This window comes from Rhizobium sp. Leaf341 (genome assembly GCF_001424325.1).
In the GTDB taxonomy this organism is placed as follows: Bacteria; Pseudomonadota; Alphaproteobacteria; order Rhizobiales; family Rhizobiaceae; genus Ferranicluibacter.
In genome coordinates, this window is sequence record NZ_LMPE01000015.1 from 708,336 (window position 1) to 733,482 (window position 25,147).

General features: G+C 61.0%; 18 protein-coding genes and 1 tRNA gene. 7 read left to right on the forward strand and 12 right to left on the reverse strand.

The genetic code is table 11. The annotated features are described in order from the left end of the window. Positions 1-72 precede the first annotated feature (72 nt). Positions 73-1,140: a multiple monosaccharide ABC transporter substrate-binding protein gene (gene chvE / locus ASG03_RS18025; protein WP_062476349.1), complete on the reverse strand. Its 1,068-nt coding sequence runs from the start codon at positions 1,138-1,140 to the stop codon at positions 73-75. A gap of 278 nt (positions 1,141-1,418) precedes the next feature. On the opposite strand from chvE, the gene ASG03_RS18030 reads away from it, so the two are divergent. Beyond that, the gene (locus ASG03_RS18030; RefSeq protein WP_062476352.1) at positions 1,419-2,396 is read left to right on the forward strand and encodes a LysR family transcriptional regulator; all 978 of its coding nucleotides are present in this window, start codon (positions 1,419-1,421) and stop codon (positions 2,394-2,396) included. Between the two features lie 109 nt (positions 2,397-2,505). Next, complete coding sequence (locus ASG03_RS18035) at positions 2,506-3,030, forward strand: hypothetical protein (protein WP_062694919.1); 525 nt, start codon at positions 2,506-2,508, stop codon at positions 3,028-3,030. 21 nt (positions 3,031-3,051) lie between these two features. Here the strand turns inward: ASG03_RS18035 and ASG03_RS18040 are convergent, their stop codons facing one another. Then, entirely contained in the window at positions 3,052-3,336 is a 285-nt protein-coding gene (locus ASG03_RS18040; RefSeq protein ID WP_062476358.1) for a hypothetical protein, read from the reverse strand. Positions 3,337-3,670: 334 nt separating this feature from the next. Here ASG03_RS18040 and iolG point away from each other — a divergent pair, with 334 nt between their 5' ends. Beyond that, a complete protein-coding gene (iolG, locus tag ASG03_RS18045) occupies positions 3,671-4,666 on the forward strand; it encodes an inositol 2-dehydrogenase (RefSeq protein WP_062694922.1) in 996 nt (331 codons plus the stop codon). 30 nt (positions 4,667-4,696) lie between these two features. Here iolG and ASG03_RS18050 read toward each other — a convergent pair whose 3' ends face one another. Both ASG03_RS18050 and ASG03_RS18055 read right to left on the reverse strand, forming a co-directional pair. Then, the gene (locus ASG03_RS18050; RefSeq protein ID WP_062695316.1) at positions 4,697-6,250 is read right to left on the reverse strand and encodes a cryptochrome/photolyase family protein; all 1,554 of its coding nucleotides are present in this window, start codon (positions 6,248-6,250) and stop codon (positions 4,697-4,699) included. Between the two features lie 70 nt (positions 6,251-6,320). After that, positions 6,321-7,019, reverse strand: coding sequence for an SDR family oxidoreductase (locus ASG03_RS18055; RefSeq protein ID WP_062694924.1), 699 nt, complete (start codon positions 7,017-7,019; stop codon positions 6,321-6,323). 216 nt (positions 7,020-7,235) lie between these two features. Here ASG03_RS18055 and ASG03_RS18060 point away from each other — a divergent pair. Continuing rightward, positions 7,236-7,312 (forward strand) — tRNA-Arg (locus ASG03_RS18060). A 418-nt stretch (positions 7,313-7,730) separates the two neighbouring features. Here the strand turns inward: ASG03_RS18060 and ASG03_RS18065 are convergent. From ASG03_RS18065 to ASG03_RS18085, 5 genes are all read right to left on the reverse strand, one after another. After that, entirely contained in the window at positions 7,731-9,953 is a 2,223-nt protein-coding gene (locus ASG03_RS18065) for a glycosyltransferase family protein (protein WP_062694926.1), read from the reverse strand. Continuing rightward, positions 9,950-11,488, reverse strand: a complete 1,539-nt coding sequence (locus tag ASG03_RS18070) for a hypothetical protein (RefSeq protein WP_062694929.1) — start codon at positions 11,486-11,488, stop codon at positions 9,950-9,952. The genes ASG03_RS18065 and ASG03_RS18070 overlap by 4 nt, the downstream gene beginning before the upstream one ends. After that, positions 11,485-13,752: a hypothetical protein gene (locus ASG03_RS18075; RefSeq protein ID WP_062694931.1), complete on the reverse strand. Its 2,268-nt coding sequence runs from the start codon at positions 13,750-13,752 to the stop codon at positions 11,485-11,487. The genes ASG03_RS18070 and ASG03_RS18075 overlap by 4 nt, the downstream gene beginning before the upstream one ends. A gap of 125 nt (positions 13,753-13,877) precedes the next feature. Continuing rightward, positions 13,878-15,023: an NAD-dependent epimerase/dehydratase family protein gene (locus ASG03_RS18080; protein WP_062694933.1), complete on the reverse strand. Its 1,146-nt coding sequence runs from the start codon at positions 15,021-15,023 to the stop codon at positions 13,878-13,880. Between the two features lie 494 nt (positions 15,024-15,517). Continuing rightward, positions 15,518-16,312, reverse strand: a complete 795-nt coding sequence (locus ASG03_RS18085; RefSeq protein ID WP_244475302.1) for a COG4705 family protein — start codon at positions 16,310-16,312, stop codon at positions 15,518-15,520. A 551-nt stretch (positions 16,313-16,863) separates the two neighbouring features. Here ASG03_RS18085 and ASG03_RS18090 point away from each other — a divergent pair. Both ASG03_RS18090 and ASG03_RS21570 read left to right on the forward strand, forming a co-directional pair. Next, positions 16,864-17,295 (forward strand): hypothetical protein, encoded by a 432-nt coding sequence (locus tag ASG03_RS18090; protein ID WP_062694935.1) that lies wholly within the window; start codon positions 16,864-16,866, stop codon positions 17,293-17,295. 320 nt (positions 17,296-17,615) lie between these two features. After that, positions 17,616-17,840 (forward strand): hypothetical protein, encoded by a 225-nt coding sequence (locus tag ASG03_RS21570; protein ID WP_156381863.1) that lies wholly within the window; start codon positions 17,616-17,618, stop codon positions 17,838-17,840. Between the two features lie 149 nt (positions 17,841-17,989). On the opposite strand, the gene ASG03_RS18095 is transcribed toward ASG03_RS21570, so the two are convergent. The 3 genes from ASG03_RS18095 to ASG03_RS18105 form a co-directional block, all read right to left on the reverse strand. Further along, on the reverse strand, positions 17,990-19,711 hold the full coding sequence (locus ASG03_RS18095; protein ID WP_244475303.1) for a methyl-accepting chemotaxis protein: 1,722 nt from the start codon (positions 19,709-19,711) through the stop codon (positions 17,990-17,992). 413 nt (positions 19,712-20,124) lie between these two features. Continuing rightward, positions 20,125-20,859, reverse strand: coding sequence for a helix-turn-helix transcriptional regulator (locus ASG03_RS18100; RefSeq protein WP_062694939.1), 735 nt, complete (start codon positions 20,857-20,859; stop codon positions 20,125-20,127). Between the two features lie 230 nt (positions 20,860-21,089). Then, positions 21,090-22,907 carry a methyl-accepting chemotaxis protein gene (locus ASG03_RS18105; protein ID WP_062694943.1) on the reverse strand — a complete coding sequence of 606 codons (1,818 nt, stop codon included), beginning with the start codon at positions 22,905-22,907 and terminating at the stop codon, positions 21,090-21,092. Positions 22,908-23,322: 415 nt separating this feature from the next. Here ASG03_RS18105 and ASG03_RS18110 point away from each other — a divergent pair, with 415 nt between their 5' ends. Beyond that, the gene (locus ASG03_RS18110) at positions 23,323-25,122 is read left to right on the forward strand and encodes a methyl-accepting chemotaxis protein (RefSeq protein WP_062694945.1); all 1,800 of its coding nucleotides are present in this window, start codon (positions 23,323-23,325) and stop codon (positions 25,120-25,122) included. The last annotated feature ends 25 nt before the right edge of the window (positions 25,123-25,147 follow it).

The following is a 25,147-nucleotide window of genomic DNA, read 5'->3' on the forward strand; positions in this document are numbered from 1 at the left end:
GCCGAGGTCAAGCTCCTCATATGCCAAAAGGGTCCGCGACTGGTATCGCGGACCCCATGATAGCGTGATCGCTTAGTTGTCGATCTGCTCGGCCGTGTAGTAACCGGCGCCGACCAGAACGTCCTTGACGTTGGTCTTGTCGACGGCAACCGGCTTCAGCAGGTAGGCCGGAACGACCTTGACGCCGTTGTCGTAGGTCTTGGTGTCGTTGATCTGGGGCTCCTTGCCGCTGATCACGGCATCGACCATGCCAACGGTAACCTTGGCCAGTTCACGCGTGTCCTTGAAGATCGTCGAGTACTGTTCGCCAGCCATGATCGACTTGACCGAAGGCAGCTCGGCATCCTGGCCGGTGACGATCGGCATCGGCATGTCGCCCGAGCCGTAGCCAACGCCCTTCAGGGCCGAGATGATGCCGATCGAGAGACCGTCATAGGGGGAGAGAACGCCGTCGACCTTGGCGTCGGTGTAGGTCGAGGACAGCAGGTTTTCCATGCGGGCCTGTGCAACGGCACCGTCCCAACGCAGCGTACCGACCTGTTCCATGCCCATCTGGCCGGACTTGATGACGATCTTCTTGGCGTCGATCAGCGGCTGGAGAACCGACATTGCGCCGTCGTAGAAGAAGAAGGCGTTGTTGTCGTCCGGCGAACCGCCGAACAGCTCAACGTTCTTCGGCTCGGTTGCGCTGTCGAGCTTGAGGCCGTTGACGAGCGTCGTTGCCTGGAGAACACCAACCTGGAAGTTGTCGAACGTCGCGTAGTAGTCGACGTTGCCGCTGTCGCGGATCAGGCGGTCATAAGCGATGACCTTCACGCCGGCTTCGTGCGCCTTGGCAAGAATGTCGGAGAGCGTCGTGCCGTCGATGGCGCCGATGACGAGAACCTTGGCACCCTTGGTGACCATGTTTTCGATCTGGGCGAGCTGGTTCGGAATATCGTCGTCAGCAAACTGCAGGTCGGCGGTATAGCCGGCTTCCTTGAACAGCTTTTCCATGGTCTCGCCGTCCGAGATCCAGCGCGTCGACGTCTTCGTCGGCATGGAAATGCCAACCGTGCCCTTGTCCTGCGCGAACGCCGGGAATGCGAAGGACGCGACGCCGATGGCGGCAGCGGCCAGAAGTGATGTAACCAGTTTCATACGGTCTCTCCCTGGAGTGTTGACCGCGCCGGCCTGGAACCGTCGCGATATGTGCAGCGCTAGACGCACCCGAGCTTTTGTCCCGGGTCGGGAGGGAAAATGGATGAAGAAATCCCCCCGGCTTAACCTCCGCAAGCGCCGGCGCACATGGCGGCAAACTGGAATCAAACTCCATAACTGTCAAATACAATATTCGATCAGTCCCATATTTAATTTGGTATAAATAATGAAAAGAATGTGATTTTTATCCACCCGGGGAGCCGGGAGAGTCACGTCACATGGAAGATACGGAAAATCAAGGGCTTGTACCTGTCGGCGCATCTGCACGCAATGTTTTCAAGTCCGGTCTGAAGCTTGTGCACCTGCATCTGATCCTGGCGATCGAGGACAGGGGCCAGATCAGCGGCGCTGCCGACGCTCTCGGGATCTCGCAACCGGCCGCGTCGCGCATGCTCGGCGATATCGAATCGATCTTGCGTGCGCCGCTTTGCGAGCGTGTGGCGCGCGGTGTGGAACTGACCCCCTACGGCAAGGCGCTCGCCCGGCGTGCACGCACCATTTTCCTCGAGCTTCGGGAAACTGCCCGCGAAATCGGCGAGCTGAAGACGGGCCGCGGCGGGTCGGTCTCCCTGGGATCGGTGACCGGCCCTGCCCTGCATCTCGCCGTGCCGGCCATGCATCAGGTGACGACGGCCTATCCCGGCATCGAGATCAGCATCCAGATCGAGAACAGCAACGTCCTCATTCGCGAACTCATGGCCGCCCGGCACGACTTCGTCATCGGCCGGATCCCCGACGATATCGATCCGCGAAAGTTCGATCTTGTGGAGATCGGATCGGAGGATGTGTGCCTGATCGTTCGCGAAGGACACCCTCTTCTCGAAAGGCCGGTCATCGTGCACGAGGATCTGCCAGGCTATGATTGGGTCTTCCAGCCGGCGGGCACGCTGCTGCGCCGTGCCGTCGAGGACAGCTTTCTGGCAAGCGGCGTACCGCTCCCGAGCACGACCATCAACACCTCATCGATCATCCTCACGCTCTCCATCGTTCGCAACACCAATGCGATCGCGCCGGTCGCGAAGGACGTGGCCGAACTGGTGGCCGGCCGGGGCAGTTCCATCGGCGAGATCCGCGTCCTGCCGATCGATTTCGCCATCACCATCCGTCCCTACAGCCTCATCACGCCGCGCGGCCGCGAGCTTCCGCCCAGCGCAAAGCTGCTGCACGACCTGATCCTGCAGGAAGCGAAGGCCTGACAGACCGCACTGGACGCGCGTGGACAGGCCAGCGCAACCTTCTCGTGCTTGGCTGGCGGCATGAGGACAGCCGTGCCCTGCGGCAACCAAAGCCTTTCCGGGAACGGCCATGTTCGGCAAATCGCTCTTCCAGTCCGTGCTCGAACGGCTCGACGCGGAAAACCCGCCCGACGCCCTCGCCACGCCACGGCATGCGGGCATCAGCGGCATCCCTGCGGGCTTTGCGTTCGATACCGAGCCGACGACGGCCGGCGATGCCGTGCGGCAAGCCTATGTCGATATGGTGGAGGTTCAGCACCCTGCTCCGATGCCGCCACCCCAGCCCCAGATCCAGATCCAGATCCAAAGTTCCACGAGCCCTCCGCCGCAACCAAGACAGCGACCCGCATATCTCGACCGGCTGTCGCCGGCCGACGTGGCCGAGGATCTGGACATCTCGAGCGTCGATACGCTGGCGACGCTCGCCGAGAAACGCCGCGCCTTTGCCACCCGCAATCATCCCGATCGCCATGCGCCGGAAGACCTGCAGGCGGCGACCACGCGCATGACGATCGCCAACATGCTGGTGGACGAGGCCATGCGCCGCATGAAGCGCGGACGGCCGATCGGCACGCCGGCGCGCCGGCCGCGATAAAAGGGTCCGGACGTCCGTCGATCAGGCGGACGGTTCGTCGCGGGCCGATCTCTCTGACGTAGCCGACAAAGGCTTCTCCGCGTCCGTCGCCGTCTCCTGTGCGACCACCTCGGTCGTCGCCTTCGGCTTGAAGAACACGATCAGCGTTGCCGAGGTATAGGCCGTCACCGCCAGAAAGATCATGCCCCAGGTCGTGGCGCCGTTCCAGAACTCGACGGCGGTCCAGAGCGCGCAGCTTCCCACGATCAGCAACCGCCTCCAGAGAGGGCGGTAGAAAGGGTGATCCGGATCGATGAACTTCTGCATGCAGCCTCTTGGAGCGGTCGCGCGCGCTGAAGGTGGGTGGGGTTGGCGCAGCCTGCCCACAGCACATGCGCAAAAAACCTTCAAAGCGCAAGACCGCCCGCTTGACGCGCCCAAGGTCGACGGAATAAAAATTCCAAACGGCGGGAGAGATCAACCTTTCGTTCCGGTGACGGCGTCGACCCGCGGAGACGTCTGGAAAGACCGCGACATTGCCGGTACCGTCCCGTCTCGACATCCTGCGGCCTGCCACGGGCGGATCGTCTGGCGCTTGTGCGGAGTGAGCGTAACATTCCGCGTCCCCCGGCTTTCGGGCCGCTCTATCGAAAGTGGTAACATGACTGTGAGATTTGGTCTCCTCGGTGCCGGCCGTATCGGCAAGGTCCATGCGAAGGCCGTGAGCGCCGACGCGCATGCGCGCCTCGTCGCCGTTGCCGACGCCTTTCCTGCGGCCGCCCAGGTCATTGCCGATGGCTATGGCTGCGAGGTCCGCACGATCGAGGCGATCGAAGCTGCGGACGATATCGATGCCGTCGTCATCTGCACCCCCACCGACACCCATGCCGACCTGATCGAGCGTTTTGCCCGCGCCGGCAAGGCGATCTTCTGCGAGAAGCCGATCGATCTCGACGTCGGCCGCGTTCGCGACTGCCTGAAGACGGTCGCAGCCACCGGCGGCAAGCTGATGGTCGGCTTCAACCGCCGGTTCGACCCGCACTTCATGGCCGTGCGCCAGGCGATCGAGGACGGCCGCATCGGCGATGTGGAAATGGTCACGATCATCTCGCGCGATCCCGGCGCGCCGCCCGTGGACTACATCAAACGCTCGGGCGGCATCTTCCGCGACATGACGATCCACGACTTCGACATGGCCCGCTTTCTGCTCGGCGAAGAGCCGACCATCGTCACGGCCCACGCCGCCGTGCTGGTCGATCCCGATATCGGCACGGCCGGCGATTACGACAGCGTGTCGGTCATCCTGGAAACGGCGACCGGCAAGCAGGCGATCATCTCCAATTCGCGCCGCGCGACCTATGGCTATGACCAGCGGATCGAGGTGCACGGCTCCAAAGGCGTCGTCTCTGCCGAAAATCAGCGCGCCGTCTCGATCGAGATCGCCAATGGCGACGGCTACACCCGTCCGCCGCTGCACGACTTCTTCATGACGCGCTACACCCAGGCCTATGCCAACGAGATCGCAAGCTTCATCTCGGCCATCGAGACCGGCACGGCGATCACGCCGTCGGGTGCCGACGGTCTCGCGGCACTGGCGCTGGCCGAAGCCGCGCTGCGGTCCGTCAAGGAAAAGCGCCAGGTCGCCGTCGAGATCTAAACGTCGACGTCCCTGCCGACGGGATAACCGTCAATAGGTTTTCGGCAGGGCGTCCAGTTCCGCAAGAAACGTCTGGGCGCTCTGCCGGGTCTCCGCCTTCTGCTTCGGGCTCATGCGGCCCCACGCGGCATAGACCGGCCCCAGCCGGTGATTGCCCTTCAGCTTGTCCTCGTTTCGTGCCAGAAAATCCCAGTAGAGCGCATTGAACGGACACGCGTCCTTTCCGGTCTTCTTGCGCACGTCGTAGGCGCAGCCTTCGCAGTAGTCCGACATGCGGTTGATGTAGTTGCCGCCAGCGGCATAAGGTTTCGAGCCGAGGAAACCGCCATCGGCAAACTGGCTCATGCCGATCACGTTCGGCAGTTCCACCCACTCATAGGCATCGGCATACACCTCCAGGTACCACTGGTGGATCTCAAGCGGTCGCACGCCGGCGAGCATCGCGAAGTTTCCGGTGATCATCAGCCGCTGGATATGGTGGGCATAGGCATTGTCGCGGGTCTTCGAGATCACCTGCCGCAGGCAGGCCATCCGCGTCTCGGCCGTCCAGTAGAAATCCGGAAGGGCACGATCCGCCTCCAGAAAATTCATCTCCCGGCAATGCGGCATCTTCAGCCAGTAGACGCCGCGGATATATTCGCGCCAGCCGATGATCTGGCGCACGAAGCCTTCGACCGCATTCAGCGGCGCATGGCCTGCAAGATAGGCCGCCTCCGCCCGACGACAGAGATCGAGCGGATCGAGCAGGCCGGCATTGAGGTAGAACGACAGCAACGAATGGCTGAGAACGGGATCTCCGGACAGCATCGCATCCTGCCGCTCCCCGAATCTCGGCAGGTGATCGACCATGAACCGATCGCGCAGCGTCTCCGCCTGACGACGGGTCACCGCGAAGTCGAACCCCTCGAGCCGTCCGAAATGCGCCGCAAAACGCCGACCCACCAGATCCAGCACCTCCTGCGTGATCGCATCCGGCTCGAAACCCTTTCGCGGCTGAGAAAACAGATCGAGCGTCGCTGGCTTGCGGTTGTCGGCGTCGAAGTTCCAGCGCCCGCCCGCCGGTGCATCCCCCTCCATCAGGAGGCCGGTCTTGACGCGCATCTCCCGGTAGAAGGTTTCCATCCGCAGCTGTCGGCGCCCACCGGCAAAGGCCGCAAATGCGGCTCGGGAGCAGAGAAATCTCTGATCGTCGAGGATCTCGACCGGAAGATTGAACGCCCGCTGCCAGCCCGTCATCATGTCGAGGACCCGGAACTCGCCCGGCTCGGTGACCCGGACGCTGTCCGGCCGCAACACCGACACGGCACGCCCGACCTCTCCGGTGAACGAACCGGTATTGCCCTCGTCCTCCAGACGGACATAGCGCACCGTCAATCCCTTCGCCCGGAGCTCCTCTGCGAAGTGGCGCATGGCCGAAAACAGGAATGCGATCTTCTTGGGATGATGCCGCACATACTGCGCCTCGTCCATGATCTCGCACATCAGCACGACGTCGTCTTCGGATGCGTCGGCAAGGCTCGTCATGTCCGGCGAGAGCTGGTCTCCGAGAAGGACGATGAGATGGCGGACCTTCTCTGCGTTCATCGGCGCCATGGCATGCTCCCGCAAAGCGAAACGACCCCCGCCTGCCCCCGTCCCGCGCCGACGAGCGCCGCTACCACAGGATCGCCGTCCCGTCATAGGCGAGGAACTGCCCGGTCTGCGCGGGGGATAGATCGGACAGAACCGCGAGAAGCGCGGCGGCCGCCTCTGCCGGCGACATCTTGTCCGCGTGCTTGCCATGGGTGGAGGTCAGCCCGGTGTCCACGGTACCGGGATGCAGGGCAACGACGACACTCTGGGGCGCGGTTCGCGCTATCTCGATCGCGGCGGTGCGCACGATCTGGTTAAGCGCGGCCTTTGCCGAACGATAGGAAATCCAGCCGCCGAGCCTGTTGTCGCCGATGGACCCGACACGCGCGGACAGGGTTGCAAACAGGCAGCGCCGATCCCGCGGCAGCAAGGGCGCAAAATGCTTGATCAGCAGCGCCGGCCCGATCGCATTGACCGCAAACTGCCGCGCCATCACCGCCGGGTCGATTGCCCGGATCGTCTTCTCCGGACCGTGTCCATCGATTTCGAGCGCGCCCGTCGCATCAAAGACGAGGTCGACCGTTCCCATCGCGTCGCCGATGCGCCGGGCCGCAGCCGCGACCGACGCCTCGTCGGTCACATCCATCCCGTCATCCCGCCGCGAGAGCCCGACCGCCGCGCTGCATTTCGGATCCGCATCGAGAGCAGACAGGACAGCAGAGCCGATCCCGCCGCTCGCCCCGAGAACCACCGCCCGGTATCCTGCCTCAAATCCCCGCATCCGCCCTCTCCGCCCCGACGCCCGGCCGATCATCCGATCAGGCTCAACCGGTCCATCCCGTGAAACCGCAATCTCTACGCCCCGAACGCCAGACCGGATCTCTCTTGTGCTTCACGCCGGGCGTTGCGGATTTTCCACCAATCCCTCTCTTGCCCATTGATGCCGGCCCGAACCTGGGCTATGAACCCCTCATCCACCCGGCAAGCGCCGGTTGCTGCACCCGTAGCTCAGCTGGATAGAGTGTTGGATTCCGATTCCAAAGGTCACAGGTTCGAATCCTGTCGGGTGCGCCATTTGCCTTCACAAGACACATGAGAGCGGACGGGTTTCCAGAGAACGAGCCCTTCCGGCTTGAAGCCTGCACCCGTTACACGCCAACATCGCTGTTTGCCAAGAAGGCTGCGTGAAGGGAGAAAATCCGGGTCACGTTGCACGGCGCTCCTGCCATCGTTGCAACGTGAAATTCTCGGCCTATGATTGCCGTGTCGTCCGCACCGGACGCCGGCCTTGTCGGCAATGCGTCGATCCATCCGGCAATTCTCGCCGAGGCACGGGCGATACTATTCTCCGTCGCCATCCGACACGGAAACGTCAGACGTCCGCCAAGACGTCTTCGCCATGCGGCTTGCTCCGTGTTGACCGATGACCTTTCGGCTTGCGCTCAAGGCTTCGATACCCGGCGATGCCGCCGAGCTTGCCGTCTGGACCCGGTTACGCCCCGGCTTGCCGGGCGTGCTTGATCCTGTTCGCTTCTGCTTCGGAGAAGAAGGAAACCACCTGCTCCCGCAATTTATCGGTCGTGTACTCATTCGCGAGTTTTTGTTGGGCATTTCGCACAAGTTCAAACCGATAGGACGGGTCCGTCGCCAGACGGTTCAGTCCGGCCAGCCATTCATCGGCGTTGCCTGCAAGAATACCGCATCCGTCAGCGCAGCATTCGTCGTAGATGGTCCCCCCACTTGCGATGACGGCTGCACCGACAGATGTGTATTCGACCCATTTCGTGTTCGACTTGACGACGTTGAATGGCGTTTTGACCAGCGGACATATGCCGATATCCCATTCGAACGTCGCAAACGTAGTCATGAACTGATCGTAGTTGCTGATCGGCGGCTGCTTTGAAACGCGATCGCCGAACTCGTCGAAAACACCCAGTTGCGGAATGGATCCGAACAGCTCGAAGCGGACATCCGGGTTACCCCGGAGGAAGGATATGAGCGCCTCGCTGATCATCTCGAGATTGTGCGTGTGATCCGCCGACGCCATATACCCTATCTTGCGGACAGGTTTCTCCGTTGCCGGAACGATGATCTGGCCGGAGGCGTAGATCTTGCCGCTCTTCAAGGGAGCCGAAGCCCCGAGCTCGAACAACCGGTCACGCAGGTTCGGATTGGAGCAGTAGACAAGGTCTGTTTCATTCAGCAGATGACGAACGGTCCCGACGCGCATGGGATCATTGTGATAGGCGTGTTTCGAGGCGCCGAGGTCCATGGGAATGTTCAGCAGGTCGTCGTCGATATGGAACATCGTCGGGATGTCATGCTCCCGCGCCCACTCTGTGATCAGGTCCGCATGGGGCCCACTATAGCGGCAGAACACGATCATCGAGGGTGCGACCGTCGATAACTTTTCAAGGAGCCAGGCGCGGACATCGTGCCTCTGAAGATCCTTGCCGAAGGCGTCCTTCAGATGCTGTTCCGTCAGGAACTCGCTGGCAATTTTCCCTGCATCCACCAACGGCTTCAGCGGCTTGACAAAGCTCAACTGCAGGGTCGGCAGATGGCTGTTGGAAACGAACAAGACCCGGCGTTCCGGCTCGGGAGGTGCCGGCGGTCGGCTCAATCCCGGGGATGCCCGACGTGCTGCCGACCAAATCAGGTCAGCGTAGCGTCGATAGACATCGCGCGGCTCCACCAGCATCTTCTGATCCTTGATGAACTGTCTCTGCTGCTCGAGAAAGCGTTCAGGATGGGCCGATGCCTCTTCGGCAAATTGAAGCCAGTCCGACAGGTCACTGACCGTGGCGAGGCCGGAATAGTTATCGGTGTCGAGGGCACCATCCTTGTCAACCCAGACGGCGGTCGGGATACCTGCCAGAACCATGTCAATGACGATCGAGGATGGCGCGGAAATGCCATAGGAAAACCCGCTCAGATTGACCTTGTAGATCGGATCATTGTTGATGATCACATTCTGCGCCAGCGTTATGCCGTTTTTGAGCGTGTACTGGCCGGCGGGATGAGGCCGAAGTGTCACGCTTTGCTCTTTTGTTGCGAGCTCTGCGCAGAACTGGCCGAACAGCTCGCCAAAATCTGCCCGGAAACCGTTCCCGGAATTGAACCTGACAGAATGCAAGTTCTCGCAGACGATCCCGCGGCCAAGTGACGCCTCACGTGGCGCTCTCTGGAGCACGGACGTAGGCCCCGTGACGGACAGCTTGCTTCGTTGCGACGGGACCAGGGACGTCAGCCTTTGCGGCTCGCACCAGCCGCAGATGATATCGGCAGCGAAGACGTTTTCGCTGCCGTGGGCGAGATCGTGCTCCTTGCTCTGCAGGAATCCGATGCATTCATACCCATGCTGCAGCGTTACTGTGACAAAGGACGCAGGCGCCGAACGAAGGATGTCATGCACGATCTTGTGAGCGGAAAGACCCGATTCGCTGGGCGCGAAGATGATGCCGGAGCGGGTCTGCAAGTATTGTAAGGCATGCGCCTCTCTCTCGACGATCAGAACCTCTGCGCCGGTTGCCTTCGCGATCTCGTCGATCTCCGCGCGCCAACGTCCACTGCCGTCTCTCTTGACGAAAGCCTGGGTCAACAGGAAGCAGGTCTTCAGCCCGAGATCCCGAGAGGCAATGAATGCCAGAGGCCGGGCAACGCTGACGTCCTGAACGAGATTAACTATCAATACGACGGATGGAACATTGATCATTGGAGTTCGAGCGGCCCCACTGGGTTGTCGACGGCAGCACGATGCGCAGCTTTGGAAAGTTCGGCCACAACGCAGGCGCTCTGGGGAAACAGCATTTGTAGAACGGTCTTCATGACCTTGATGACATCCTGATACGCGGCATATTTTCCGGAAGGGGACGCGCTTTTTGCAAGGAATGCGACATCAAGCGAAAGTTCAGGGAGAGATTCCTGCGCTATTTTGTAGAACGGGAATTCATTGATCATCCCATGTTCGACAGCCATCGGCATGAAGGGTTCCGCCAGGTGACCACGCGCGTTTTCGGACAGCAGGACGTCGAGTCCCGTGCACGCGGCATTCCATTCGAAGCGAACGTCGTAGTTGACATTCGTCACCGTAAACGGACTGGCGACAGAGAGGCCCTTCTGTCGACGCACGAACTTGTGGATCAAGCCCGTACTTGCAATGCCGTTCAACAGAATGACAGGGGCCGCTTGCTGCGGTTCCTGCGGTTCCTGTGACTCGGTCGTTGTGCTAGGCGCCAACGTCTCCAGAAACGCGATCAGATTGTTCGCTCCCGCAACCGGGTCCGCATGCAGATGAAGAAGACGCTGAAGTCTTTCCAAGGTCTCCAATCGCAGACGCGGCTGCTTGCACGCCAGATCGTCGCCAAGCGTGCGCGCGTCGCGGTAGATGACGGAATCAAAGACCTCGTAAAGGGGATAACCGACGGACAGGACCTGGCATCCGGACGAAAATGCGGTCGTGCACCGGTTCAATGATTTGGCGATACTGAAGCTTTGTCCCGAAACGGGCAGGAACACGACATGGGACCGCTCCAACAGCGCTTGTTCGTCGGCCTCGCTCCATTCATGCACTTCAAAGGGTACCGGGACAGCCGCCAACGAGGCCAGCGCATCGCCTGTCATCGCTTCGCTGTTCGTCATGACCTCCAGACGAACAGCGAAACCGTAATCCTGCAACGCACTCAAGTGCGAACCGAATGCGGCCAGATCTGCAAGTCCCACCGGGAACAAGGCGTTGTCGCCGCGGCCGTACCAGGCCACTCTGAGTGTTTTGGTAGCCCAGAGATCGCTGTGCTTGGCGTTCAGCAGGCGCTTGAGCTTCTCGATATCGAAACTATCGAACGAGTCCCCCATGATATGGACAGGCAGCTTCGGATCGTAATCGCGCACAATGTCAATGAAGGCAGGCGTCGAGCACAAAACGAAATCGGCATTCGGCACGAACTCTTGCAACCAGCTGCGGAACCGCTGCGTTTGACCGTTGTCGTACTGACTGAAGTAGTCGTCGAACAGATCGACGCCGACAATCTTGCCAGCCTGAGCAGCCCTCCGTGCAATGATCAGAGACGTCGCCTCATAACATTTACTGAAGAGATAGACATCATGATCGAGCTTCCTGAAGGCTTCGATCGTCGATACCGAGACCTTATGCCCGGCTTCGACCAGGGGCGCCCTCAAGCGCTGATACCGTATCCTTGCGCCCGCATTGTTGAGGTATCGTTCGGACGGAATAACGATGCAGATCTTCATGCGACAAGTTTCCTGATCTGCACAGACGACGTCTGAAGCTGATGGAGGTCAGAGAAAAATTCGCTCTCCAGCGAGAAAACATCCGCCGGCTCATCATCCCGCGGCTGCAGACTTGCGGTGATGCTCGAGGTGAGAAGGTGAAAGCGCTCCATGCCAATCATGTTCGACCAGAACCTCGTGGAGAACGTCATGCCGGCCTCGTCGAAGCCGCCAAACTGCTGCCATTCCCTTGTCCGAACCATCAACAGGCGACCCGAACTGGAAGCGACCGGCCAGGATGTCGGCGGCAGAAGGGGCAAGACCCCCTCCAAGCCGGATGTAACCGACGAGATCTGACCATCCGAACCGATCTCGCCGAACCAACCTGTAAACACCGTTTCCATCTTGATCGGGTTCTTGCTGGACGACCGCTCGCCGATCAGGAAACAACTCGCGGACGCGACGTCGTCAATCCTCATGAGGGACGCCAGTCGCCCGATGGAACGCCGGTCATGCAGAAGGATCGGTGCGGCCAGGATCAGCAGCAGGTCGGTTTCGACCATGGCCGCCAAACGGTTGAGTACGGCGTTGCTGCCTTCGCCGTCTTCGGCCGCAACAAATCGGCCCGTCCCGGGAAAGCGCCTTTGCAGGTGACTCTCAATCAACGCTGCATCAGCGAGATCACCAGCGATCAGAACGCTAAAATCTTGGACGCCGTGCTGCAGAGCGATGGCTTCGAGGCAGGCAATCGCCGCAGTGGCATGACCGCATGCGTTCAACACCGCCGTCGCCGCAGGCACGGCAACGGATCGATCGATCATGGCGCTCGAAGATGCAATTGGGCCCGTCGACATTGTCGGATAGAGCGCGCAAACGTCATCGACCGGGCCGAAGCGGCAGAAACGAATTGCGGACACGGCGGTCCCAGGCTGCATGCTTTCCGTACCGGGCACCGCGCTATCCGAATACTCGAACTCTGGAAAGAGGGCTACCCGTTCCAAGGATTCTATAGAGCCAAGCAAGCGCTCTGGCGGACGGAAAAGCCATTTCGGCATGTTGTCATGGACCGATGCCAAGACAAAACCGGATTCGCCATTTGCCCGGCCGTGCCTCCAGTTCGACATCAAGGCCTCGACAGCCGGTATGGAATCGACAGAAAGGCGCAGGGCTTTCCCGCCCTCCCCGACAACAGAGTCGGTCGCATCCGGGTCTATTCCAAGAGACGTAAGGATATAGTTCCGCACGGTCTGGCTCTCGACAGACGGCAGATGAGACGCGAGAAGTTCAATCCCCAGGACGTTCTTCAACCAATAGAGAAGATTAGGCGCAAAAATCCTCTCGGTTCCCGTGGCAGAACGGAGATCGATCTTCAGTGCTTTAAGCCTGGCACCGGGGTTGCAATGAAGCGCGGACTGCACCCAGATGGCACCGAGCTCGCTGAGCGCGCCCAGATAAGCCTTCTTCCCCGTCCTCGCCAGCAATTCGCCATAGTGTGGCCCACCTCGGCAGAGTGACGGAAACGGCAAAGTGATCAGCTCGACGAGTTCGCCATCCTGCTCGCAAACGGAAATCAGCAGCGGCAGATAAGGGTTGGCAAGCTTTACGTCGATGAACGTGGTCGCATCGGGTGCAACCGGCAGCTCCATCAACTGTCGCACGCTATCTTCACGGATGGGGTCGCGCTGATAGCCGCGTACGATCTGAAAGGTCTTGCCTCCGCGATCTTTCGGAAGCACGCGCAATCGCAGCGTTTCGCGCTCAACGAACCAGAGGTCGGCCAAATCGAAACAGGCGCTCGCACCGAACAGGAGCCTATCCGGGGATGCTGCCGGAAAGTGATCACCGTCCTCTGTGGGCAGCGCCACCGAGTTGAGCCAGCTAAGCCGCTCGAAACGCTCCAAAACGCCTTCAAGTCTCCCCGTTATCTCTGGCGCGTCTCGCAGTTCGCCGAGCGAGCGCCCACGGATTTCCAGGACCTGCAGCGTTTTGCCGTCCGCGCTGTCAACGCTGTTCCAGGAAGACGGTAGATCGTTCGGATGAAACGGGAACGACGGTGGCACGTGCTGAAAGCGCGGCGGCTCAGCAGGCTTCTTGACCTTTTTGCGTTCAGGGTTAGCGGCAGCTTTCGGCTTCTTCGGCTTGATCTCGGCGACCGCAGGCGCAACGATTGCATCGCTTCTCGGCGCCTTTTTCACGCCTTTTTTCTTGACCGCCTGGGGCTTGCTCTTCAACGAAGGGAAAATCAGCGATAAAGCCTGCCGCAAGTATTTCTTCAGCTTCTTCAACTTACCCTCTACGTGTTCGGCCAGTATGTATCGACGTGAAGTGAGACGATGCCTGCATCGTCAAACAGCGGCCCCAATGCGTCCCCGATCACAATCCGCTGACGCAGCCGTAGAACGGACGAAGATCACCCCATCATTTTTCGCTTGATAAGCTCCTCGTTTGCTTCACCGAGGCGGTCTTCTGGAAGGGGCTGCGCCAGAACCCATGAGGCGAAGCGCGCCAAACCCTGCTCCAATCGAACGGCCGGGACGAGGCCCAGATGATCGCGAAGCTTGCTTACGTCGGCCATGTTGTGCCTGATGTCACCCAGTCGAAACTGTCCGCTTACCCGCACGCGCTCTTCTGCACCAAAAGCCCGACACAGGGACTTGGCTATGTCGAGGACGGACGTTGCCACGCCGGACCCCACGTTGATCACGCAGTTCGGGGGCACCTGAGTTTGGACGGCTTTAGCAAAAGCAGCTGCAACATCAGAGACATGGACGAAATCACGACTCTCGAGTCCATCCTCGAAAATCGGCAACTCGAGGCCACGACGGATACGCGTGGAGAAGATGGAGAGGATCCCGGTGTAGGGATTGTTGAGCGACTGCCCCTCGCCATACACGTTCTGAAGGCGAAGGATCGCATACCCCAGCCCGGCACTCTCGCAGACGATGCGGACAAGATCTTCTTGGGCCAGTTTCGTTGCGGCGTACACGGAAGCGGGAGCGGTACGATCATTTTCACACGTTGGAACCGCCGTCAGGGCAGCACCCGTATCCTGGCACACAGGCTCCCACTGCCCGGACCGCAGCGCGTCAGCGGTGCGAGAAGGCGGCGTTATGCGGGCAGCATTCTGGTCGTTCGAATAGACATAGGCCCCCTCCCCATAGACGGAACGCGAGGAGGCAAGCACCACCCGACGGACCGAGGGAGCAGCGCCATTCGCAAGAAGATGAACCAGCAACGCAGTGCCTTGTACGTTCTCACGGCAATACCGATCGATTTCGTACATGGATTGCCCGGTGCCGGTTTCCGCCGCCAAATGAATAACGGAATCAACACCATTTAGTGCCGAGCGAAGGTCGACTTCATTTGTGACAGACCCTCTCACGAACTCGAGATTGGTCGTATCGGCCAGCCAATCGAGTCCGTGACCCGGGATCATTCCGTGGATTTGTGGTGCGAGGGTATCGAGCACCCGAACAGAAAAACCTTGGCCGAGAAGGATGGGTACCAAATGCGACCCGATAAAGCCGGCGCCACCGGTCACTAATATAGTTTGCACGCCGGCTTCCTCTAAACTCTTCGTAACACGATCGTTTCTGATCCGTTAGCCGCTCGTTTAGAACACGCCCTATGCATTGTCAAACTACAATCTCCGCGGCAGAAGCCTTGCCACACGCGCGCGTCATGTCAGTTTTTTTACAATGATTCCAATTATATGACGCTTCAGCCTACGCGCTGAAATGGTGCGCCTGCGCCATCACTTCGGCTTCCCACACAGGCGGAGGTTCTGTCTCGCTCTGCGTGAACTGCGGCACTGGGCGCGTGAATTCCTGGCCGCATGCATGCTGAGGCTGGCGCCGGCCGGCATCCACAAACGGCCTCCAGCATGCCGGGATGCCGCGTCATTGAAGCGGGCAAGCCGCTGCAGCACAGGCTTGGGAGGCTTCGGAGTTCCGTGAAGACTGTGTGCAGGCACGACAAGGCGGGTACCGCTCCGGGATCCCCTGCCGGATCGGAGAAGGGCGGCCGAAGCCGCCCTGTCCGTGGTTGGTGTCAGCCGACTGCGCCCAGTTCCGTGCGTGTCCGTGACGCAGACATCGTGGAAATGACGAGCACGGCGATGAGAAGGCCCAGCGTGACGAGCGAAGCCGCGCCGCGCGGAAGGTTCATGCCGCCGTGTTCCAGGGGTTTGGTCAGGAGGTCGCCGAACGTAGCGCCGAAAGGACGCGTGAAGATGAAGGCAATCCAGAACAAGAGCACGTGGTTGAGACGGGTCATGGCATGGCAGGCGACGACGGCACCGATGATGGCGGCCGTGACCAAGGCCCCCTGCAGGTAGCTGAGGTCCAGATTGTCGGTGAGGAAATCACCGAACGCGGTCCCCAAGCTGTTGGAAAACACGACGGCGACCCAGAACAAGACCTCCACGTCACGACGCAGGATCGGGTAGACAGCGAGGTTGCGGGCGCGGGCATACCAGGCTGCCAAACTGGCGATCAAGCCGGTGACGAGAAGCACCGAACCCCAGGCGTAGCCGAGATCGAACGACCGGTCCATCATGTCGGATATTTCCGTGCCGGCGGTCGTCGTGGCCACGATTGCCAGCCAGAAGAGGGCTGGATTGTAGCGGGGCGCCCGGATCTGAAAGAACAGAACAATCGCGAGCGCCGTGAAGGTGATGGCGAAGCCGATATAGTAGCCAAGGTCCAGGGTCATGGAGAGAAAGTCGCCGGCGGTTTCGCCGAGGGTCGTGGCAAGGATCTTCATGATCCAGAAGGCCAGAGTAACGGCCGCCACCTTGCCGATAATCCGCGTTGTCGAGGGCATGCGCTGCGTGCTGGGTTTCATTGTTCCGTCTCGGATCTAGAGATGTCGGCGATGCAGCGGTGCATTCGCCCGGATCATACCCGTCGGTCGATCCGATCCGATGCCTTGTCGGCTGCAGTTATCATTTGGAGACAGGAGGCTGGCACCTTCATGGTGACGCTGAGTGCTGAGCGATCCCCGCGGCCGACGCGGTTTCCCGGGTCTGCCACGGCGTCGATCGGCACGCATCCTGCGCCCGTACACTTTGCGTGCAGATGCTGTCGAACCCCTGTCCGGCAAGGAACGATCCGGCAAGGAACGATCGTCCGGTGTCTGACCCCGGGTGATCCATACCGTGTAAGCCGCAAGCCGCATGGCTCACGCGCAGAAACCACGTCGCGTCGCTCTTGCGGACGCACGGCAACGCGTTGGCAGCCTTACCACCAACGCCGAGGCGCAGCGACCGACGGACGGACCTTACGCACCACACGGAATTCTCGCATTGCCGACAATCTTAATGTTGCTGGCGAACCCTCGTTAGCGCGCGACCGCTATGTTTCTACCGAGCACACCTCGATGTCGGAGAATGAGACATGGCAATACTGACGCGCGCACTTTTTTCCATCGCCGTTGCTGGCGGTATCATTTTTGGCGGCGCTGCCGCACCGTTGCAAGGCGCCGCGCAGGCCAAGGAGCGGGGCGAAAAGACGGAGTCCAGGTCCACAACCGGCGCATCGACGTGGAAAAAAGCATCCAAGGACGCAAACGATGCGGCCAAGGAGGCTGCAAAGTCCGACAAGAAGACCCTCAAGGACACGGGCAAGGACAGGGACAAGAGCAAGAACACAAACAAGGACACGGCCAAGTCGGACAGGAAAACGGACAAGACGACGTCAAAGAACGCCAAGGATGATGCAAAGACGGGCAAGACCTCAACCCGGGAAACGACCAAGACCGGAAAGAAATCCGACCGGTCACATGACACGGACGATCATAACGTGTCCTCACACACGCTGGACGATTGACCGCCAGAGAACCGGCCCACTCTCCCATCGAGCGCTCCAGCGGAAGCTGCGGGCGCTTTTTTATGTCGGATCTTCGCGCCGCGCCGCAGTCGGCGTGGTGTGTGTCGATGCACGTCGGGCGCGAGCGACGTTCCATCCGAAGCGTCCAAGGAGCCAGTGGCCTTATCCATCCCCGCCCCTCACGGGGTGGTTGCGTTCGTGCAAGTTTACGAATCCTTAAAGTTAGCGCCCTAAAAATGGAGTCGGCCTTGGAGAGGAGCCTTTACGTTTTCATGCTCCGGGCTGTCGTGTCGTATCCTCCTTTTTATGGTCAACCCCCGATGTCGTCAGATCACCCCTACGATCGACCACTCGAGCTGAAAGAGCTGGAGACGCTCATGGCCGTGCGCGACATCTGGTGCCAGGGCCAGGGCATAGCGGAAACGGACGGCGCTTATCTTCAGGTCCTGATGGATCTCATCGACGGCTACCAGTCGGGGATCCGGGAGGCCGACCAGATGTTCGTCCGGCTCCAGCTTCTGGCGATCGGCACCGCCCGGCCATGACGCACGGCCCCGGCCCGACGTGCCGGGCCGGATGCGTGCGCCGAGATGCCGGCCCGGCGACCAACCGCCCCGGTCGCCGCCCTTGTGCCGCCGCTCTCCTGCCTCTGATCGCCGACGTTCGCGCTATCGGGCCGAACCGGGCCCGGGCATCAGAAATCCTCCCATGTCTCCTGAAGCGCCGTTGCGCCGATGGCACTGCGCGTGGGGGCGCGGACCGCTGCACGGGCGGCTTTGGCATGTCGCACCGGTGGCGGCGCGGCGCGGTGAGGTTTCCCCCGTTCGTCGACCTTGAACTGCCGGATCAGGGCGAACAGGGCATCCGCCTCGCCCGCAAGCGCGTGGCTGGCAGCCGTCGACTCTTCGACCAGCGCGGCGTTGCGCTGCGTTCCCTGATCCATGGTGTTGACCGCCGTGTTGATCTCCGCAAGCCCGGTCGCTTGCTCCCGCGATCCCTCGACGATGGCGGAGACGTTCATGTTGATCTCGTGAACCTGCCCCACGATGACCTCCAGCGCCTTGCCGGTTTGGCCGACGAGCACCACGCCCGTCTTGACCTGCTCGCTCGATGTGTTGATGAGCGACTTGATTTCCTTGGCGGCCTTGGCGGAGCGCTGGGCAAGCTCGCGAACCTCCTGGGCGACGACGGCAAATCCCTTGCCGGCTTCCCCAGCCCGCGCTGCCTCGACGCCGGCGTTCAGCGCCAGCAGGTTCGTCTGGAAGGCAATGTCGTCGATGACCCCGATGATATTCGAGATCTCGCGCGACGAACTCTCGATCTGCCCCATGGCAACGATCGCCGTCTTCACCACCTCCCCCGACTGCTCCGCATTGGCCCGCGTATCCGCCACCAGCTTGCCCGCCTCGGCCGCTCTGCGGCTGGAGTCGGCGACCGTCTGCGTGATCTCCTCGAGAGCGGCGGCCGTCTCCTCGACGGAGGCCGCCTGCTGCTCCGTGCGCTTGGCGAGATCGTCGGCGGCTGACCGCATCTCGTTCGCGCCGGAGGCGATGGCTTCCGCATTGGCCCCGACGGAGGCCATGGCCGACTTCAGGCGGCCGGCCGCGCTGTTGAAATCGGACCGCAGCTGATCGAGCGAAACGATGAAGGCCGTATCGATCGTATGGCAGAGATCACCGGACGCGAGCAGTTGCAGTCCCTTGGCCAGCCGCTGGACGTTCTCGACGCGCCCGGTAATGTCGGTGGCGAATTTGACGACCTTGAAGACGTGGCCGTCCTCGGCGAAGATCGGATTGTAGGACGCCTGGATAAAGACCTCCCTGCCCCCCTTGCCGATCCGCTTGAACTCCTCGGCGACGAATTCGCCGGCCCGAAGCCGGTCCCAGAAGGCGCGATAATCGGCGCTGCCGGCATAGGTGGCATCGCAGAACATGGCGTGGTGACGCCCCTGGATCTCAGGCAGCGTGTAGCCGAGCGTCGTCAGGAAATTTTCGTTCGCGGTGATGACGTTGCCTTGCGGCGTGAATTCGATGACGGCCTGGGCGCGCGAGACCGCCGCAAGCTTGCTGGCATCCTCCACGGCTTTCAGCCTGATGGCCGTAATGTCGGTCGCGAACTTGACCACCTTGTAGGGCTTGGAACCGCGGAAGACCGGATTGTAGGAGGCCTCGATCCAGACATCCCGCCCACCCTTTGCGATCCGCTTGTACTGGCGCTGATCGAAATCGCCGGCCCTCAGCGAGGCCCAGAAGGCGCTGTAGGCTGGCGATGCGGCCTCTGCGGGATCGACGAACATGCGGTGGTTCTTGCCGATGATTTCGGGCAGGGTATAGCCGAGGGTCTTACAGAAGTTTGCATTCGCATCCAGAATCGTGCCCATCATATCGAATTCGATGATTGCCTGCGATCTGTTCATAGCCGCCATTGTCGCAGCCGCGTTCTGACGTCTGGAAAATGAAAATCTCATGCCGAAGTCCTTTGCATCTGAGGATCACGTCGATCTTCGAGCCGCCGCCGGACCGGATGAAAAAGCCACCACGACAATCCGGCATGTCTCGGGACGGGCAAAGCTCCGCCCTCGAAAAGCCTGGATGAGATAGAATGATCGATCCACTGCAGCCTGAAGTGCAGTCACCGACAACATCAGATCGTGCATGCGCCTAAATTAGGATAAAAGACATAAAAGTCTCTTAATGTAGGTAAGATTTGAATGTATTTTGGCCTAAATGCGCAAGATGAAGCCATCGCTTTTCGGCACCTGCCGGGTGCGTTAACCGCATGCTATCGCTGCGCGATGGGACCCGTCCCGGACGCGGGTCGGTATGATGGTCAGGCGATCAGACGCCGGCGCAAGGCCTCGACGATCGCCTGCGTCCGATTGGTTGCGCCGAGCTTCTTGACGGACGACTTGATGTAGCTGTTGACCGTGTCATTCTGGAATCCGGTCTCGACGGCGATCGCCTCGCTCGTCAGGCCTCGGCTGGCGGCTTCCAGGCATGTGAGCTCACCTTTGGTCAACCCGATCTGATCGGCGGCGAAGCGGTCCATCAGCGGTTTCGTGACCGCGGTATGGATCAGCTCTGAAACGAGCGCCAGAAACCGGATTTCCGCCGCCGTGAAAGGCGTCGACCGCGTGTAGCAGATCGCGCCATAGACCACGTCATTGCGGAAGATGGGAACCAGCGTCCGATTGTGGACGCCGAAGGTCCGCTGGAGATAGAGCAGGCGTTGCGGCGGCTCGTGGCGTGCGTAGACGTCCTGCTCGACGACCACCGTTCGCGCGTTGCGGCTGGCCTGTATGAACGGATCGATGCAGCGAAGATTGTCCGCGACATAGGTTTCCAACAGGGCCGGCGGAAGATCCGTGTCGATGGAGAAGCCGGCCCCGAACCGGTAGTGGTCCACGTCGAGGCCGCTGATGACGATGTAATCGAAAGGCACAGCCAGCCGGAACCGGTCGACAAGGTCGTTCCGGCCGAAGAACCGATGCTTGGGCACGGATCTCAGGTCGGCATAATCGTCAAGCGCGTTCGGCTCGATAATCGAAAGTGGGCTTACAAGCATTTGCCTCTCGCAACTCCAGGATAAACACACTTTTGGTGGTAGAATATGAACAAAACCTTAACCGCATTCGCTGTCATCGTCCATCGCGGCGTTTCCTGGCTGCGCCGCCGGCGGTCTGGGCCGGCTCTGGCGAGACGGCAGGAGAAAAACGGGAGGGAGAAAGGTTTCCTTAAACGGCAAAACCGGCCGAACATGTTCGGCCGGTTCTGGTCTGCGATCGCGGCTAGCGGTCAGGCAGCGTAACGCTGATGGGCGTGTGAGGAGTTGCCAGCCAGCGTGAAGTGGGAGATGAGTTCGCGCAGACGTGCGCTCTCTGTGGCCAGCGTGCTGCCTGCGGCACTGGTTTCTTCGACCATGGCGGCGTTCTGCTGCGTCACCTGGTCCATCTGGTTGACGGCGATGTTGACTTCGGCAAGGCCGGTCGACTGTTCGCGCGCCGAGGTGGCGATGGCTTCCATGTGGCCGTTGATCTCGACGACATGCGCCTCGATGGTCTTCAGCACCTCGCCCGTATCGCGAACCAGCTTCACGCCGTTTTCGACTTCGGCCGTCGAATTCCGGATCAGATCCTTGATTTCCTTGGCGGCCTTGGCCGATCGCTGCGCCAGTTCGCGCACTTCCTGTGCAACCACCGCAAAACCGCGACCTGCCTCCCCTGCCCGGGCCGCTTCCACGCCGGCATTGAGCGCCAGCAGGTTCGTCTGGAACGCGATCTCGTCGATCACGCCGATGATCGAGGAGATCTGGCTGGACGAATGCTCGATGCGACCCATGGCCGTGACGGCTTCGGCCACGACTTCGCCCGAACGCGACGCACTCTTGTTGGCGTGAACCGCAACTTCGCGCGCCTCGTTGGTGCGCATGGAGGACTGGCCGACATTCGCCGTGATCTCGTCGAGCGCCGCTGCGGTTTCCTCCAGCGAGGCGGCTTGCTGCTCGGTGCGACGCGACAGGTCGTTGGCGCTTTCGCTGACTTCGCGTGCCCCGTTGTCGATCTGGTCGGCAGCAACGGCAACGGCTGCCAGCGTTTCGTTGAGCTGGGACACCGCCGCATTCAGATCGTGGCGCAGGGCTTCGAAATCGGGTGCGAAGGGAACATCGAGCCGGAACGAGAGATCGCCGGCCGCCAGACGACGCAGACCGTCTGCAAGGCTGGAGGTCGCCTGATCGAGCCGGGCTTGGGCGGCACGTTCGGCTTCTGCTGCGAGACGCTCACGGTCGGCCTCTGCCGCGCGGCGCAGGGTTTCTGCCTGGCTCTGCAGATCCTTGTTCGAAACGGCCGCGGCACGGAAGACCTCGACGGCACCCGCCATCTGGCCGATTTCGTCGGTGCGCTGCGAATACGGGATAGCGCTGTCCGTATCGCCCTTGGCCAGACCGGTCATTGCCGTGGTGATCGAGCGGATAGGACTTGCAATGCCCCGCAGCACGTAAAGCGTGGACACGATCAGGAGCGTCGAGACGACACCGATGAGGATGAAGGTGATCATCCGCGCTTCGGCAGACGTGTCATGCATCCGCTTCGTTGCGTCGGTGACCTGCGCCGTGTTCTCGGCAATCAGTTCGTCGAGGCCGGTCTGGGCGGGAACGATGATCTCCCCCATCGACTCCAGCATGTTGTTGGCCTGCTGGTAATTGCCGACCTTGGCCAGCGTGATCATGTTGTCGCCAGCCTTGCCGTAGGCGTCCAGGCTGTCGGTCACCTTTTTCAAGAGCGCCCGCTCGATGTCGGAACCGACATAGGGCGTGTAGACCTCAACGGAATGGGCGATGCGGAGCCGCGCCTCGCCGAGCAGCGTCTCGGCCTTCTTCGTTGCTTCCGGCGTCAGAGCTGCAAGATATTGGAAGTAGCCCAGCCGCATGGACACGAGTTCGATGCGAATATCCTTGACGGCGGAAACGGCAGGAAAGACTTCCGTCACGACATTGTCGGAAATCGTGCGCGTCTTGGACAGCGACTGCAGCGTGACGGCGGAAAACACCGCCGTGAGGGCGGCAATAGCGGCGAAGATCGCGATAAGCGATGTGCGAATAGATGGCCTCGTCACGAAACACCTGTGCTGAACAAGCGCCTCCGCCCCGCCATCATGACGCGGGAAGCGCAACGGAACCGCCCCACATCGCGGCCATTCCATGTTATCCGACGAAAGCATTAAGGTCACGTAAACAATGAATTACTAATATAATGCAATCAGACGGTTGCATCCGTTTGTTGCTGTGTTGGTCCCAGTAGAACAAGCCGTGAGGGCAGCAGATACCCCGACCCGGAACTGTCCTGCGGTCAGAGCCCCTGCCCTGCATGTCGGCACGTCGCCGCAGGCTCTGTCGGCAGGCGATCGCGACAGGCGACCACCAAGATATTCATACTTTCTAAGCAATTAATGTCTAATTCTTAGATCAGGCAGCGGCATGCGGCGGCCATGCCTGATCTACGGGTCGGGCCGTCAATCATTGGAGATATGAATGTTGAGCTTTCCTTCCGGGGCAAATGCTAAAGCTATTCTTGAAGCCATGAGCAAATCCCAGGCCATCATCGAATTCAAGCTCGACGGCACCATTCTGACGGCAAACGAGAACTTCTGCCAGCTGGTCGGCTATGCACATGCCGAACTCGTCGGCAAGCATCACAGCCTGTTCATCAGCCCCGACGAAGCCTCCGGCAACGCCTACCACGCCTTCTGGGCAAAGCTGGCACGCGGCGAGAACGAGCGCGGCCAGTACCGCCGTCTCGGAAAAGGCGGCAAGGAAGTCTGGCTCGAGGCGTCCTACAATCCCGTCTTCCGCCGTGGAAAACCCGTCAAGGTCGTCAAGTTCGCCGTCGATATCTCCGAGCAGCGATTGAAGAGCGCGGAAGACGCCGGACGGCTGGAGGCCCTGTCTCACGTACAGGCGGTCATCGAATTCACCGTGACGGGCGACATCATCACCGCCAACGAAAATTTCCTGAAGACGCTCGGCTACCAGCTGTCGGAAATCCAGGGCAAACATCACGCGATGTTCTGCGAACCGGCCTTTACGGCAAGCGACGCCTATCGGCAGTTTTGGGCGCAGCTCGGAGACGGCAAGCCCCGGAGCGGCGAATTCCTGCGCCTCGGCAAAGGCGGCAAGAAGATCTATATCCAGGCGTCCTACAATCCGATCTTCGACCTGAACGGCAAGCTGCACAAGATCGTGAAATACGCAACCGATGTCACCGCGCGCGTCGAGAATGTCGATCGACTGGGGGTCTCGCTGCAGCATCTGTCGGAGGGAGACCTGACGAAGGCGATCGAAACGCCCTTCCTGCCGGAACTGGATCGGCTGCGGACCGACTTCAATGGCGCCTGCACCAAGTTGCGCACGACCATGGGATCGATCGCGGGAAATGCGGCCGCCATCGCCGCGGCCTCTCAGGAGATCCAGTCGGCGTCGAACGACCTGTCGCGTCGCACCGAACAACAGGCGGCGTCCGTCGAGGAAACGGCAGCCGCGCTCGAGGAGATCACGACCACCGTCAGCGATTCCAGCCAGCGCGCCGAGGAAGCCGGAGACCTGGTCCGTCGGACGAAGGAGAGCGCGGAGCATTCGGGTCACGTCGTCGAGGAAGCCGTCCGTGCCATGGGCAAGATCGAGCAATCGGCCGGCGAGATCGGCAGCATCATCGGGGTGATTGACGAGATCGCCTTTCAGACCAATCTGCTGGCGTTGAATGCCGGCGTCGAGGCGGCCCGTGCCGGGGATGCCGGCAAGGGCTTTGCCGTCGTGGCGCAAGAAGTGCGCGAACTGGCCCAGCGCTCGGCAAAGGCGGCACGGGAAATCAAGAGCCTGATTGCCACCTCGAACGGCCACGTGCAGAACGGCGTGGCCCTCATCGGCGAAACCGGCAAAGCTCTGAAACAGATCGTGGACGAGGTGGTTCACGTCGATACGAATGTCATCGCGATCGTCGAAGCATCACGTGAACAGGCCGTCGGCCTCAAGGAGATCAACACGGCGGTCAATGCCATGGACCAGGGCACGCAACAGAATGCTGCGATGGTCGAGCAGACCACGGCTGCAGCGCACGGCCTTGCCCGGGAAGCGCAGCAACTCTTCCAGCAACTCTCGCATTTCAACATCGGATCCGCGACGCCGGACCGCCGTGCCCATCCCGCACCGGCCGCGTCATCGCCGACCACGAAACCCGTCACGCTCGTTCCGCATGCCAAGCCCGTCAGAAGCGCGCCGGCCCCGGCATTTGACGGCAACGCCGCCCTCAAGACGGAGAGCTGGGAGGAATTCTGACCCGCGCCCATCCCGGCCAAAGCAC